Annotated in this window: 11 protein-coding genes; 6 read left to right on the top strand and 5 right to left on the bottom strand. The window is 63.7% G+C overall.

Going from position 1 to position 15,031, the window contains the following annotated elements:
* Positions 1-24 precede the first annotated feature (24 nt).
* The 5 genes from lhgO (at position 25) to proP (ending at position 6,655) form a co-directional block, all read left to right on the top strand.
* Complete coding sequence (gene lhgO / locus J5M58_RS10685) at positions 25-1,287, top strand: L-2-hydroxyglutarate oxidase (protein ID WP_112253495.1); 1,263 nt, start codon at positions 25-27, stop codon at positions 1,285-1,287.
* 151 nt (positions 1,288-1,438) lie between these two features.
* The gene (gabP, locus tag J5M58_RS10680) at positions 1,439-2,830 is read left to right on the top strand and encodes a GABA permease (protein WP_207878111.1); all 1,392 of its coding nucleotides are present in this window, start codon (positions 1,439-1,441) and stop codon (positions 2,828-2,830) included.
* An 87-nt stretch (positions 2,831-2,917) separates the two neighbouring features.
* Positions 2,918-3,811 carry a PA4780 family RIO1-like protein kinase gene (locus tag J5M58_RS10675; RefSeq protein WP_112253497.1) on the top strand — a complete coding sequence of 298 codons (894 nt, stop codon included), beginning with the start codon at positions 2,918-2,920 and terminating at the stop codon, positions 3,809-3,811.
* A gap of 207 nt (positions 3,812-4,018) precedes the next feature.
* Complete coding sequence (gene hemB / locus J5M58_RS10670) at positions 4,019-4,993, top strand: porphobilinogen synthase (RefSeq protein ID WP_013972900.1); 975 nt, start codon at positions 4,019-4,021, stop codon at positions 4,991-4,993.
* A 159-nt stretch (positions 4,994-5,152) separates the two neighbouring features.
* Positions 5,153-6,655 (top strand): glycine betaine/L-proline transporter ProP, encoded by a 1,503-nt coding sequence (gene proP / locus J5M58_RS10665; RefSeq protein WP_112253498.1) that lies wholly within the window; start codon positions 5,153-5,155, stop codon positions 6,653-6,655.
* On the opposite strand, the gene J5M58_RS10660 is transcribed toward proP, so the two are convergent.
* The 5 genes from J5M58_RS10660 to J5M58_RS10640 all read right to left on the bottom strand — a co-directional run bounded on the left by J5M58_RS10660 (position 6,656) and on the right by J5M58_RS10640 (position 13,261).
* A complete protein-coding gene (locus J5M58_RS10660; protein WP_207878110.1) occupies positions 6,656-7,357 on the bottom strand; it encodes a YoaK family protein in 702 nt (233 codons plus the stop codon). It abuts the gene before it with no gap.
* A gap of 10 nt (positions 7,358-7,367) precedes the next feature.
* Complete coding sequence (locus tag J5M58_RS10655; RefSeq protein ID WP_112253500.1) at positions 7,368-7,994, bottom strand: riboflavin synthase subunit alpha; 627 nt, start codon at positions 7,992-7,994, stop codon at positions 7,368-7,370.
* Between the two features lie 957 nt (positions 7,995-8,951).
* Positions 8,952-11,018: a maltose alpha-D-glucosyltransferase gene (gene treS, locus J5M58_RS10650; protein ID WP_112253501.1), complete on the bottom strand. Its 2,067-nt coding sequence runs from the start codon at positions 11,016-11,018 to the stop codon at positions 8,952-8,954.
* A gap of 189 nt (positions 11,019-11,207) precedes the next feature.
* Positions 11,208-12,050 carry a TIGR03915 family putative DNA repair protein gene (locus J5M58_RS10645; protein ID WP_207878109.1) on the bottom strand — a complete coding sequence of 281 codons (843 nt, stop codon included), beginning with the start codon at positions 12,048-12,050 and terminating at the stop codon, positions 11,208-11,210.
* A complete protein-coding gene (locus J5M58_RS10640) occupies positions 12,041-13,261 on the bottom strand; it encodes a putative DNA modification/repair radical SAM protein (RefSeq protein WP_112253503.1) in 1,221 nt (406 codons plus the stop codon). The genes J5M58_RS10645 and J5M58_RS10640 overlap by 10 nt, the downstream gene beginning before the upstream one ends.
* 145 nt (positions 13,262-13,406) lie before the next feature.
* On the opposite strand from J5M58_RS10640, the gene mqo reads away from it, so the two are divergent.
* The gene (mqo, locus tag J5M58_RS10635; protein WP_112253504.1) at positions 13,407-14,984 is read left to right on the top strand and encodes a malate dehydrogenase (quinone); all 1,578 of its coding nucleotides are present in this window, start codon (positions 13,407-13,409) and stop codon (positions 14,982-14,984) included.
* Positions 14,985-15,031: the final 47 nt, after the last annotated feature.

The raw sequence follows: 15,031 nt of genomic DNA, 5'->3' as shown, positions 1-15,031 counted from the left end.
AATGCCTGCGTGTGAGGTAAGGCTGTGTACGATTTCATCATCATTGGCGGTGGCATTGTGGGCATGTCCACGGCCATGCACCTGATCAAGGTCTACCCGGATGCGAAGATTCTCCTGTTGGAGAAAGAGTCCGGCCCGGCCCGCCACCAGACCGGCCACAACAGCGGCGTGATCCACGCCGGCGTGTATTACACCCCCGGCAGCCTCAAGGCGCGCTTCTGCCTGGAAGGCAACAAGGCCACCAAGGCCTTCTGCACCCAGCACGGTATTCGCTTCGATGAGTGCGGCAAGCTGCTGGTGGCCACCAACGACCTGGAAATGCAGCGCATGAAGGCGCTGTGGGAGCGCACTGCGGCCAATGGCCTGGAGCGCTACTGGTTGTCTGCGGGGGAGCTGCGCGAGCGCGAGCCCAATATTGTTGGCATGGGCGGCATCTTCGTGCCCTCCAGCGGCATCGTCAATTACGCCGAAGTGACTGCGGCCATGGGTGCCGAGTTTCAGCGCGCCGGCGGTGAAATCCGCTATGGCACCGAGGTGGTCGGCCTGCAGGAGCTGGCCAGCGAAGTGATTGTGCGCACGCGTGGCGAGCATCGTGACGACGAGTTGCGCAGCCGTTTCCTGGTGACCTGCTCGGGTCTGATGGCCGACCGCGTGGTGAGCATGCTGGGCTTGCGTACCGAGTTCGTCATCTGCCCGTTCCGGGGCGAGTATTACCTTCTGCCCAAGCAGCACAACCAGATCGTCAACCACCTGATCTACCCGATTCCCGACCCGTCCATGCCGTTCCTGGGCGTGCACCTGACACGCATGATCGACGGCACGGTCACCGTTGGCCCCAACGCCGTGCTGGCGATGAAGCGCGAGGGCTACCGCAAGAGCGATGTCAGCCCGGCCGACCTGTTCCAGACCCTGACCACCCCCGGCATCCTCAAGGTGCTGGCGAAGAACTTCCGCCCTGGCCTGATCGAGATGAAGAACTCGCTGTTCAAGGGTGGCTACCTCAAGCAGGTACAGAAGTACTGCCCGAGCATCACCAAGGCCGACCTCACGCCATACCCGGCCGGCGTGCGTGCCCAGGCCGTTTCGCGTGACGGCAAGCTGATCGACGACTTCCTGTTCGTCAACACCGCTCGCAGCGTCAATGTGTGCAACGCACCGTCGCCGGCCGCCACCTCCGCCATCCCGATCGGTGCCTACATCGTCGACAAGGTATGCGAGCAGGTCGGCCGCCAAGGCGGCAGTTTCCCCAAGGCCGACCTGGCGCCTCGCCAGCGGGCTGGCGGCTGACCTACCCGTAATACGTTCTGCGGTTTCGTTTTACTCAACCCGTACTGCCCTACTCACCATCTGGGGCAGGGCGGGCTTTTTCGCGCCTGCGTCGGTGACGTGCAAGCCGGCGGCCCCTGCGTGGGCATGACAAAAACAACAAGGTAGCGCCATGCAAACCCACAAGAACAATTTGAGTCATGGATTGAAATCCAGGCATGTCACCATGCTGTCCATTGCCGGCGTGATCGGTGCCGGCCTGTTCGTCGGCTCCGGCCGTGCGATTGCCGAAGCAGGGCCCGCCACCATCCTGGCCTACATGCTGGCCGGTGCGCTGGTGGTGCTGGTGATGCGCATGCTGGCCGAAATGGCCGTTGCCTCACCGGACACCGGTTCGTTCTCGACCTATGCCGACCTCGCGATCGGCAAGTGGGCCGGCTACACCATCGGCTGGCTGTACTGGTGGTTCTGGGTACTGATCATCCCCATCGAGGCCAATATCGCCGCCACCATCATCAATTCCTGGGTCCCGCAGCTGGAGATCTGGGTCTTGTCGTTGGTGATTACCCTGTTGCTGACCGCCACCAACCTGTTCAGCGTGAAGAACTACGGTGAGTTCGAGTTCTGGCTGGCGCTGGTGAAGGTGGTGGCCATTGTCGGCTTCATCGCACTGGGGGTGTGCGCCATCTTCGGCCTGTTGCCAGGCTCTGGTGTCAGCGGGGTGTCGCGCCTGTGGGACAATGGCGGCTTCATGCCCAACGGTTTTGGTGCGGTGCTCAGCGCCATGCTGATTACCATGTTCTCGTTCCTCGGTGCCGAGGTGGTGACCATCGCCGCGGCCGAATCGGACGAAGCAGGCAAGCATATATCCAAGGCCACCAACTCGGTGATCTGGCGGATCACCCTGTTCTATATCCTGTCGATCTTCATCGTCATCGCGCTGGTGCCGTGGACTGACCCGCGCCTGGCCACCGAGGGGTCCTATGTCACGGTGCTGGACACCCTGGGCGTGCCGAATGCCAAGGCCATCATCGACTTCGTGGTGCTGACGTCGGTGACCAGTTGCCTCAACTCGTCGCTGTATACCGCTTCGCGCATGGTCTACTCGCTGAGCCGCCGCGGTGATGCGCCGGCCTGTGCCCAGGTGACCAGCCGCAGCGGCACCCCCGTGGTAGCTGTGCTGCTGTCCACTGGCGCAGCTTTCTTGGCCGTGATCGCCAATTACCTGGTACCGGCCAAGGTGTTCGGCTTCCTCATGGCAAGCTCCGGCGCCATTGCATTGCTGGTGTACCTGGTTATCGCCGTTTCCCAGCTGCGCCTGCGCCAGCGCCTGACTGCACAGGGCAAGACATTGGGCTACCGCATGTGGCTGTTCCCGTGGCTGACGTGGGGCGTGATCCTGTTCATCAGTGGCGTGCTGGTGCTGATGCTGTTCCGCCCGGACCACCGCCTGGAAGTGGTATCGACCATGGTGCTGGCGGTGCTGGTGGTGTGTTCGGGCCTTCTGGTCACACGGCGCCGGGCGCGCGAGGTGGTGGTTGGCCGCGTAGGGCAGGGCGCCTGAGCCGTTCGGCCTGAAGACAGACGAGCAAGTCGCATCAGGCTGTGAGAGGATGTCCGCCATCACAGCCAGGACCCCGAACGCAGCCTGATGAAGACACCCAAAAGAATCGAACCCCTGATCGAAGACGGCCTGGTCGACGAAGTACTGCGGCCGTTGATGAGTGGCAAGGAAGCCGCCGTGTATGTCGTGCGTTGTGGCAACCAGGTGCGCTGCGCCAAGGTTTATAAAGAAGCCAACAAGCGTAGTTTCCGCCAGGCGGCCGAGTACCAGGAGGGCCGTAAGGTCCGCAACAGCCGTCAGGCCCGGGCCATGGCCAAGGGCAGCAAGTACGGCCGCAAGGAAGCCGAAGACGCCTGGCAGAACGCCGAAGTGGCGGCGCTGTTCCGCCTGGCCGGCGCTGGTGTGAGGGTTCCCAAGCCCTACGATTTCCAGGATGGCGTACTGTTGATGGAGCTGGTGACCGATGCCGACGGTGACGCGGCCCCGCGCCTGAACGATGTGCACCTCGAGGCCGAGGATGCCCGGGCGTTCCACGCCTTCGTCATTCGCCAGATCGTGCTGATGCTGTGTGCCGGGCTGGTGCATGGCGACCTGTCGGAGTTCAACGTGCTGCTTGGCCCGGACGGGCCGGTGATCATCGACCTGCCGCAGGCGGTGGATGCAGCGGCCAACAACCACGCCTTCAGCATGCTGCAGCGTGATGTGGCCAACATGGCCCATTATTTCGGGCGCTTTGCGCCGGAGCTGAAAAGTACCCGTTATGCGCAGGAGATTTGGGCCTTGTACGAGGCGGGCAAATTGCTGCCTGACAGCGAATTGACCGGCGTGTTCGAGGATGACGAACATGAAGCCGACGTAAGTGGCGTGATGCGCGAAATTGACGCAGCCCGGCTGGATGACGCCCGGCGCCGCGCGGCGCGCGCCGAGGCCGAGCATGGAGAGGCCAGGGCAGAGGAGCCTGCGCCGCCCTGGCTTCAGTGATGTGTTGCCTGTGCCGGCCTCTTCGCGGGCACGCCCGCTCCCACAGGAATCGCGCTGTACTTGTGGGAGCGGGTTTACCCGCGAAGAGGCCGGCACAGGAAAAATGCAGCCATTGCCTTTGACGCAAGACAATATCTCGTCATCTGGCCTTTTCACTGGCGCGCGACAGGCATAAGGTATACGCCGTTCAAATTCCCTGGAGCTGTCATGTCCAACCAATTCCCGTCCGTTCGCCCCCGCCGCCTGCGCCAGAACGAGTCCCTGCGCACGATCTTCCAGGAAACCGAGTTCCGCCTTGAAGACCTGATCCTGCCGATCTTCGTCGAAGAGGGCATCGATGACTTCGTGCCGATCACCAGCATGCCGGGCGTCAACCGCATCCCCGAGAAGCTGCTGGCACAGGAAATCGAGCGCTATGCCCGCGCCGGTATCAAGTCGGTAATGACCTTTGGCGTTTCGCACAACCTGGACGCCGTCGGCAGCGACACCTGGAACGAAAACGGCCTGGTCGCGCGCATGTCGCGCATCTGCAAGGACACCGTGCCGGAAATGGTGGTGATGTCCGACACCTGCTTCTGCGAATACACCAGCCACGGCCACTGCGGCGTGCTGCACGACCACGGCGTGGACAACGACGCCACCCTGGCCAACCTGGGCAAGCAGGCGGTCATCGCCGCCGCTGCCGGTGCCGACTTCATTGCCCCGTCGGCGGCGATGGACGGCCAGGTCCAGGCCATCCGTAGCGCACTGGATGGTGCCGGCTTCCATGACACCGCGATCATGGCCTACTCCACCAAATTCGCCTCGTCGCTGTATGGCCCGTTCCGTGAAGCCGGTGGTACCGCACTGAAGGGCGACCGCAAGAGCTACCAGATGAACCCGATGAACCGCCGCGAAGCCGTGCGTGAGTCGCTGCTCGACGAGCAGGAAGGGGCCGATGTGCTGATGGTCAAGCCGGCCGGAGCCTACCTCGATGTGATCGCCGACATCCGTGCCGCGTCCCGCCTGCCGCTGGCGGCGTACCAGGTGAGCGGTGAGTACGCGATGATCAAGTTTGGCGGCCTGGCTGGCGCCATCGATGAAGGCCGGGTGGTGCGTGAAAGCATTGGCGCGATCAAGCGTGCCGGTGCCGACCTGATCCTCACCTACTTCGCCATGGACCTGGCCCGCGAAGGCATCTGACCGCGAGCCGTTGCCCATGCAAGCCGCTGCCATGGCAGCGGCTTTTCTTTACCGGCCCAGCAATCGGTGAGGAAAAATACAAAAAAGCAGTAAGCGCTGAATTATTTAGTGTCCCGTTGTATCTCATCCCTTAGAGCATTCATCGACAGGGATACGGACATGAAACCTCGCAAGAAAAACCTCCAGCCAATCGGCCTGAAGGACATCACCATTGTCGACGACGGCAAGATGCGCAAGGCAATCACCGCGGCAGCGCTGGGCAATGCCATGGAGTGGTTCGACTTCGGCGTCTACGGCTTCGTCGCCTACGCCCTGGGCAAGGTATTCTTCCCCAACGCCGACCCAAGCGTGCAGATGATCGCGGCGTTGGCCACGTTCTCGGTGCCGTTTCTGATCAGGCCTCTGGGCGGGCTGTTCTTCGGCGCCTTGGGCGACCGATTCGGGCGGCAGAAAATCCTCGCTGCGACCATCGTGATCATGTCGCTCAGTACCTTTGCCATCGGCCTGATACCGTCCTATGCCAGCATCGGTATCTGGGCGCCGATCCTGTTGCTGCTGGCCAAGATGGCCCAGGGCTTCTCGGTGGGGGGCGAGTACACCGGTGCGTCGATCTTCGTCGCTGAATACGCCCCTGACCGTAAACGGGGGTTTCTCGGCAGTTGGCTGGACTTCGGCTCGATTGCCGGGTTCGTGTTGGGTGCCGGTGTGGTGGTGTTGATCTCTACGGTGCTGGGTGAGGACAAGTTCCTCGAATGGGGTTGGCGCCTGCCGTTCTTCCTCGCCTTGCCGCTGGGCATCATCGGCCTGTACCTGCGCCATGCGCTGGAGGAAACGCCAGCCTTCCAGCAGCATGTCGACAAACTGGAGCAGGGCGACCGCGAAGGCCTGGCTTCCGGGCCCAAGGTGTCCTTCAAGGAGGTTGCCACCCAGCACTGGCGCAGCCTGGTGACCTGCATCGGCGTGGTGATCGCCACCAACGTCACCTACTACATGCTGCTCACGTACATGCCCAGCTACCTGTCGCACAACCTGCACTACAGCGAAGACCATGGCGTGCTGATCATCATCGCAATCATGGTCGGCATGCTGTTCGTGCAGCCGATGATCGGGCTGCTCAGCGACAAGTTCGGCCGTCGACCGTTCATCATCGTCGGCAGCGTCGGCCTGTTCGTGCTGGCCATCCCGGCATTCATGCTGATCAACAGCGGTGTACTGGGGGTGATCTTTGCCGGGCTGTTGATCATTGCCGTGCTGCTGAACTTCTTCATCGGCGTGATGGCCTCCACGCTACCGGCAATGTTCCCCACGCACATCCGCTACAGCGCCCTCGCCAGCGCCTTCAATATCTCGGTGCTGATCGCCGGCCTCACCCCGACCATCGCCGCCTGGCTGGTGGAGAGTACTGGCAACCTGTACATGCCGGCCTACTACCTGATGGTGATCGCGGCCGTGGGGCTGGTCACCGGCCTGACCATGAAGGAAACCGCCAACAAGCCGCTGCGCGGCGCGGCACCGGCAGCATCGGATATCGAGGAAGCGCGTGAGCTGCTACAGGAGCACCACGACAACATCGAGCAAAGGATCGAGGACATCGATGCGCAGATTGCCGAACTTGAGGCCAAACGCAAGTTGCTGGTGCAGCAGCACCCGCGCATCGAGTGATCAGTGTGGCATGTAGCCACGCTGCCATGTCCGCGGAATGAACCGCGACACCAGGGCCAGCACGCAGGCCAGCGCGCAGCTGCCGGCCAGCGCCTGCAGGCCCAGGTGATGCTCCAGCCATGCACCCAGCGCGGCGCCCAGCAGCATGCCGGCCCAAGGCACCAGTTGCACCCGCCAGCCATTGCGCCGCTCGCCCAGCAGCCAGCGCGCCAGCCCACGACCGAAGCGTGACAGGGCGCCGGTGACGTAGGTCAGGCCGATCGGCAGGCCGTTCACCTGTTCGACCACGGCGTTGATCATGCCCATGGCCAGCGTGGCAGCGAGTAGCGCTGGAAAGGTCGCTGCCAAGGGCCATGCGGCTGCAAAGGCGAGCAGGGCGGCGACCACCAGCAGCACCGGCCAGGCCCGGCGGCGGAAACCTCGTGCCAGCAGCACGCCCAGGGCGTTGCCGACGACGAAGCCCAGCACCGCAGCACTCAGGCGCAGCACCAGGGCCAGGTCCGCATCGCTGATGGCGACAGCCAGGCGCGTGGTGTTGCCACTCATGAACGACACGAAGTCGCCCAGCGCCAGCAGGCCAATGGCATCGGTCATGCCGGCCAGCACCGACAGGCCGGCGACCAGGCCTAGGCCGACACGACCACGCAGAACCTGCAGGCGTAGCCGCTTGGCTGTGCGCGCGGGAAGGGTGTTGGGCAGCATGCTCGGGAACTCAGCGAGGCATTTCGCGGGCCAGGGTGCTCTTGATGGTGCGCTCTACTACATCGACCAGCACCATGGTCTGGTGGTCCACTTCGATATTGAGCAGATCGCCGGCCTTGTAGTCAGGGAAGGTGGTCTGGCGCAGGGTTTCCGGGATCAGGTTGATGGTGATCACGTTGTCCTCGACATCGGCTACGGTCAGGCTGCAGCCATTGACCCCGATGAAACCGCGCGGGAACACGTACTTGCCCCATTCCGGGGGCATGCGGAACTTGATGAAAGCACCGGTTTCCTTGATCGACAGCTCGACGACTCCGGCGGTGGTGGCGATGTGGCCGGCCATCAGGTGGCCGCCGACTTCGGCGTTCATCTTCGCCGAACGTTCGATGTTGACGCCCTGGCCGGCCTTGAAGTTGCGCAGGTTGGTACGCTCCAGGGTGGCGGTCATGGCGTCGAACCGGACCTGGGTGCCGTGGATCTCGGTGACCGACAGGCAGGTGCCTTCGACACTGACGCTGGCGCCGATCTTCAGCTCGTCGAGCAGTTCCGGGGTGAGGTCGATGGTGAACTGGTTGTGGCCCGGGTAAGTGGTCACATCAAGCAGAGGGCGGACGGCCTGGACGATGCCGGTGTACATGGAGTTGCTCCTGGGCACGGAAAAGAAAACTTCCGAACGCTATGCCCGTGGAGCGGTAAAAGCAAGCTGGCCATTTGTCTGGGCACGTGGAGCCCCCGCGGCACCCTGTGGGAGCGGGCCTGCCCGCGAAGCAGGCGACGCGGTGGATGGCACCGGCTGCGCCGGTGTTCGCGGGTGAACCCGCTCCCACAGGTATGGCGCATTCCTTCCGCTGGCGGGGTCCTTGTGGGAGCGGGCATGCCCGCGAAGCAGGCGACGCGGTGGTGGCACCGGCCACGCCGGTATTCGCGGGCGCGCCCGCTCCCACAGGTATGGCGCATTCCTTCAGCTGGCGGGGGACTCTGTGGGAGCGGGTTTACCCGCGAAGCAGGCGACGCGATGGAGGGCACCGGCTACGCCGGTGTTCGCGGGCGCGCCCGCTCCCACAGGTATGGCGCATTCCTTCAGCTGACGGGGGACTCTGTGGGAGCGGGTTTACCCGCGAAGCAGGCGACGCGGTGGATGGCACCGGCTACGCCGGTGTTCGCGGGCGCGCCCGCTCCCACAGGTATGGCGCATTCCTTCAGCTGGCGGGGTCCTTGTGGGAGCGGGCATGCCCGCGAAGCAGGCGACGCGGTGATGGCACCGGCTACGCCGGTATTCGCGGGCGCGCCCGCTCCCACAGGTATGGCGCATTCCTTCAGCTGATGGGCCCCCTGTGGGAGCGGGTTCACCCGCGAAGCAGGCGACGCGGTGGTGGCACCGGCTGCGCCGGTGTTCGCGGGCGCGCCCGCTCCCACAGGTATGGCGCATTCCTTCAGCTGACGGGGGACTCTGTGGGAGCGGGTTTACCCGCGAAGCAGGCGACGCGGTGGATGGCACCGGCTACGCCGGTATTCGCGGGCGCGCCCGCTCCCACAGGTATCGCGTGGCTGCCGTTCAGAGCTTCACCGGCGAAGGCAATGGGGCGAATACAATTCAGACATGGCCGCTGCTGTTGACGATTCGCAGGCACAGCGCCTCATACGGGTCCAGGTTTACCATCAGTCGCCCATCCTCGGTCAAATCCCCTTCGACCGTTTCATTGATCATGTCCACCACCGGCCCCGGCGTAAACCCGCTCAGTTGCAGCTCCTCGGCAATCACTTCCTGGCCAAAGTTCAGCGCACTGATCTGGATACCGCGCCCGGCCGGCAGCTCATGCACCATCACCAGCAAGCCGGGGCTGCTGACTTCGGGCACCAGCACCTGGCGGCTGGTGGCAATGCCATAGGCCTGGCGCACCGCCAGCAGTTTCTTCACCTTGCAGGCAAACGAATCGCCATTTTCCAGCTGGCTGTCCAGGCTGCCATACAGCGCCCGGGCCCGGGGCATGCCACGTACCGATGACTGGGCCTGCGGCTCCAGGCCGGCCAGGTCGTAGCCGCCCCGGTGAATCCAGCGGGTATCGCCATCGAGCATCCGCTGCGCGACCGCTTCGGCGGGCAAGGGCAGGGCGCCCACCAGGTCCCAGCCGGACAACGCCACCACCCCTGGCTGCATGGCGTTGTACATGACCAGCAGCAGGTGCACCTTCTGGATCAGCTCGATTTCTGCCACCCCGATCTGCCCAAGGTCGCGGATGCCCAGGGCGGCAGCGATCAGGCTGGCCGTGGTACAGGCTATGCCATTGGTGACGAAACGCAGGTTGTACGGCGCATGCTCGCCCGACAGCCGTTCGTAGATCTCTTCGCGAATGTGCTCGCGCAGGATGCCGCCCGGCAAGGTCTGGCCTTTGTACAAGTACATGTCATGGGCATGCAGGGTCCAGAAATGCACCAGTTCCACGGTCAACTCGTCATGGTTCTGCAAGGCATGGATCAGCGAGGCCGGGTCGATGCCGAAGGCGTGCATTTCCTTGAGCATCAGGCGCAGGAACTCGGTGTCGCCGGTCAGCAGCGCATGCTGGTAGGCCGGCCGGGTAATGAAATCGTAGGACAGGTCGGCACCGCCTTTGGACATCTGCGCGATGTCGTCGAGGGTCAGGTTCAGCTCCTGGAAGCTGAAGCCGCCAGCCTTGCGGATCATGCCGCCGATCAGCTGGTTGCCGACGATCGACAGCGGGTGGCTTTCCGACCAGGCCGTGCCGCTGGCGCGCGTTTCCACGCCGAGAAAGCCGTTGGCATCCAGGCGCAGGCCGCGGGCACCCAGGCAGTCCAGGGCGTGCAGGGCATCGCCAATGATCATCTGCTGGGCGGCGAAGGTCGGGTCCAGCCAGTTCAGCGACGGCTGGCCTTCCTTGAAATAGTGCAGGTACACCCAGCGCCGGGTCTTGCCATCCACACCGGTCACCGGCGGCGTGGCGCTCCAGTCGGTTTCCTTCACCCCTGGTTCGAAGAAGATCACCCGTTGCAGCTGGCCGACGATGTAATGGCGGGCCTTGAGCTCGTCGCACTGGGCCGGCAGCAGGTTGACCGCGTCGCGCCCGGCAGGCACTTCGGGCAGCAGCGGCCAGTCTTCCTCGCGGATTTCGACCATGTGGTACAGCCCCGGGTAGGGGCCGTAGGCCAGCTCGGCCAGGCGGAAGTCGGCGCCCTTGCCAGTGTGCGAGGGGATCAGGTCGTCGATGGTCACGGCGTTGTGCGCGGCGGCCATGCGGCTCATCTGGACCAGCTCCTGCTCGCTGCCGTACAGTGGGTCGATGTCGAAACTGATGCGGTCGAAGTTGCCGTCCACGCTGGGGGTGAGTTCACGGCCGCGAATGCCGCCGGACAGCTTGATAGGGCCGGTGTGCAGGCCCTGGATGCCGATCTCCGACAAACGCTTCCACAGCGCCTCGTGGGCCAGGGCGCCAAGCACCGAACAACCTTCGGGGGCGATGATGGCATCGGGGTAGACGGTCAGCCAGACCGAAGCGATTTCAGTGGCGCGGCGGGGCTGGGCTTCTGCGTAGGGCTGTTGCCACAGGCGCGACTGGCCCGAGTACAGATGGGTGCGTTGCTGGGAGGCCCTGAGCATGGCGCGGTCTTCGAGCCATTTGACGTATGACGGGTCGGGTTGGGTCATTTCGCGTCCTCTTTGCGTGTCGGCAGCGGCTCAGGTTATGACGACTGTGGCGGCTGATCGTTCGGCTCGAGAATGGTGTGGGCTGCTTCGCGGGCTCGCCCGCTCCCACAGGGTAGGCGTACCGCCTGCACATTCAGTTGTCTAAACGACAGCGCAGCCCACAGGGCCTCCGCACACATTGAGAACTCACTACCGCATGGGCTTGCTGATTTGCTTGCCAGCCCGGGAGGCAACTTCCAGGGCTTGGCCGTCCCGTTGCTTGCCTTGCCGGGCCTGGCCTTCGAGCTGCGGAATCAGCATGCCCTCCGGCAAATGTCGCCAGAACCGCCCGGGCATGTGCAGGCGCAAGGCATCGGGGTTGAGGCGGGCAGGGTTGAAGGTATGGCGATAGTAGGTTCGCCATAACTCGGCGCCAGGGTCTTCGGCATTGCGGGCCCACTGGCGCCAGGGTTCGGGGCACTGGCGCTGGTAGTCGAATGCCTGGCCATCGAAGCGTATGCCGTCGTGCGCCGTGGCAATCATCCAGCGCAAACGCCCCAGGCGGTCGGCGAAATGCGCACTGGCGCTTTCCAGAATGTCATGCGCCGGCTCGTGATAAGCCACCAGGTCAAGGTGCAGCTGTTCAGCCAATACTTCGGGTAGTGGCACGAAGCGTACGAACGCATGCAGGTGGTGCGCTTCGCGATTGACCTGCTTGATCCGCCTTTGCAGCTCACTGCCCAATCGGTCACCTGCCAGCATTGCCGTGCGGTCGCCATGGGCCACCCGCCAAAGTACCTCGTACAGCAGGTTCCAGCGGTGCTCGCCACGGTAGCGGGCGGCCTGTTCCAGCTGGCTCAGCAGCGCCGCTGGCACCTTGGCGCGAAAAGGACCGGCGCCTTCCGGCAACGCGGTCGGTACGGCCAGCAAATCTGCCACCGGCCCCTGCAGCCAGGTGACCTGCGACGGGTCGATGCCATGCCCCAACAACACCCGGGCCTGGTCACGCCAGGTGGCGAACAGGCCGTCGCAGTCGAGCGCGATCATCCCCACAAGCCCATCTGCACCGGCGCCTGCGGCTCACGCAAGCGCGCCCTCAGCAGGCCGCTGCGCAGCTCGGCCTGGGCTGGGCGGTAGTCGCTGGTGACAATGAACGGGCGCGCCTTTTCCAGTACACAGCGCAACTGGATCAGGTCATCGTAGCGAACGCGCCGTTCGCGGCGCAGGGCTACCAGGCGCTGCACGCTGCGCAGGCCGATGCCGGGGATGCGTGCCAGTAGCGCCGGCTCGGCACGGTTCACATCCAATGGGAACACTTCGCGGTTGGCCAGCGCCCAGGCCAGCTTGGGGTCGATGTCCAGTGCCAGGTTGCCGCTCTGGCCCAGCAGCTCGCCGGCCTTGTAGCCATAGCCACGCAGCAGGAAGTCAGCCTGGTACAGGCGGTGTTCGCGCAGCAGCGGTGGTGCGGCCAGGGGTACGCTGCCGGGGCTGTCGGGGATGGGGCTGAAGGCGGAGTAGTACACGCGCTTGAGACCGTAGCCTTGGTACAGCGATTCGGCATTGCGCAGCAATGTGCTGTCGTCGGTGCTGTCGGCCCCGACGATCACCTGGGTGCTTTGCCCGGCCGGGGTAAAGCGCGGCGCCTTGGGCTCGTGGGCTACGGCTTGCTGGCCCTGATGGATCACGCCCATGGCCTGGCGAATGGTGTGCGCCTGTTTCTCCGGTGCCAGGCGTTTCAGGCTGGCATCGGTCGGCAGCTCGATGTTGACGCTGAGCCGATCTGCCAGGCGCCCGGCCTCCTCGATCAGCAGCGGGTCGGCATCGGGGATGGTCTTGAGGTGGATGTAGCCACGGAAGCCGTGCTCCTCGCGTAACAGCCGCGCCACGCGGATCAGCTGCTCCATGGTGTAGTCCGCCGAGCGGATGATGCCAGAGCTGAGAAACAGGCCGCTGATGCAGTTGCGCCGGTAGAAGTCCAGCGTCAACCGGACCACTTCCTCGGGGGTGAAGCGTGCGCGTGGCACGTTGCTGGAGCGGCGGTTGACGCAGTACTGGCAGTCGTAGAGGCAAAAGTTGGTCAGTAGCACCTTGAGCAGTGACACGCAGCGCCCGTCGGGGGTGTAGCTGTGACAGATGCCCATGCCATTGGTAGCGCCCAGGCCATCAGCCCCGCGCGAGTTGCGCTTGGGCGCGCCGCTGCTGGCGCAGGATGCGTCGTACTTGGCAGCATCGGCAAGGATGCCGAGTTTGGCGATGAGTTGCATGGGGCTGACCTGTAATACTGAGTATTCATACAGTATTTTGAGATGTGACGGATTGCAAGTGATTGTGCAACAGCGATGCCCGACCAAATCCGTCATCTAAGCTTGTGGCTGAACTTACGGATGGCAACGAGGCAAGGGAGAAATTATGAAGATCACCATCAAGCCGGTATTGGCACTGACCGGGCTGGCCTTGGCATTCGGCATGCTCGGTGCCCGGGCCGCGGAAACCAGGAAGGTCGATGTCATGCTGGTGGGCGGCGGCATCATGAGTTCAACCCTGGCAATCTGGCTGAATGAGCTGGAGCCGGGTTGGTCGATGGAAATGGTCGAGCGCCTGGACAAGGTCGCCGAAGAAAGCTCCAACGGCTGGAACAATGCCGGCACCGGCCACTCGGCCCTCGCCGAGCTGAACTACACCCCGGAGAAGGACGGCAAGGTCGATATCAGCAAGGCGGTGGAGATCAACGAGTCATTTCAGGTCACCCGCCAGTTCCTCGCCTGGCAGGTGAAGCAGGGCGTGCTGAAGAACCCGCATTCCTTCATCAATACCACCCCGCACATGAGCTTTGTCTGGGGCGACGACAACATTCGCTTCCTGAAGAAACGCTACGAAGCCCTGCAGGCCAGCCCGCTGTTCAAGCCCATGCAGTACTCCGAGGACCACGAGCAGATCCGCAAGTGGGTACCTTTGATGATGGAAGGCCGCGACCCCAACCAGAAACTGGCCGTGACCTGGACGCCGATCGGCACCGACGTCAACTTTGGCGAGATCACCCGGCAGTACGTGGGTTACCTGCAGACCCGGCCGAACTTCGACCTCAAGCTGTCGACCGAAGTGCAGGCCATCACCCGCAACGACGACGGTTCCTGGCATGTCGAATACAAGAACCTCAAGGACGGCAGCAACGCGGCCACCGACGCCAGGTTCCTGTTCATCGGCGCTGGTGGTGCCGCGCTGCCGCTGCTGCAGAAGTCGGGCATCGACGAGGCCAAGGACTATGCCGGTTTCCCGGTCGGTGGTTCGTTCCTGGTCACCGACAACCCGGCCATCGCCCAACGTCACATGGCCAAGGCCTACGGTATCGCCGCCACCGGCGCGCCACCGATGTCGGTACCGCACCTGGACACCCGCGTGCTCGATGGCAAGCGCATGATCCTGTTCGGGCCGTTCGCCACCTTCTCGACCAAATTCCTCAAGCAGGGCTCGCTGCTTGACCTGTTCGCCAGTGCCAGTGTGCACAACGCCTGGCCCATGGTAAGGGTCGGGGTGCGCGAATTCGACCTGGTGCAGTACCTGATCGGCCAGGTGCTGCAATCTGACGATGACCGTTTCGAAGCATTGCGCACCTACTTCCCCGAGGCGAAGAAGGAAGACTGGCGGCTGTGGCAGGCGGGCCAGCGGGTGCAGATCATCAAGAAGGACGAAGCATTGGGGGGTGTACTCAAGCTTGGCACTGAAGTGGTGACGTCCAGGGATGGCAGCATTGCCGGATTGCTGGGGGCTTCCCCTGGCGCCTCGACCGCGCCGCCGATCATGCTCGATGTGCTGGGCAAGGTGTTCAAGGACAAGATGGCATCCCCACAGTGGCAGGCGAAGATCAGGCAGATAATCCCGTCCCATGGCATTCGCCTCAACGACCACCCGGACCAGGTGCAGAAGGAGTGGGCATACACCAACGAGGTGTTGCAACTGAATCCTCCTGAGAGTGCCGTTACGCCTTAGGCAGGAGCAAGATTTGCTCCAATGCTGAAAGTTGGCGCGGTCTCCTG

The organism is Pseudomonas sp. 32_A, assembly GCF_017490905.1.
Classification (GTDB): Bacteria; Pseudomonadota; Gammaproteobacteria; order Pseudomonadales; family Pseudomonadaceae; genus Aquipseudomonas; species Aquipseudomonas inefficax.
This window is presented reverse-complemented; position numbering and strand designations above follow the sequence as displayed.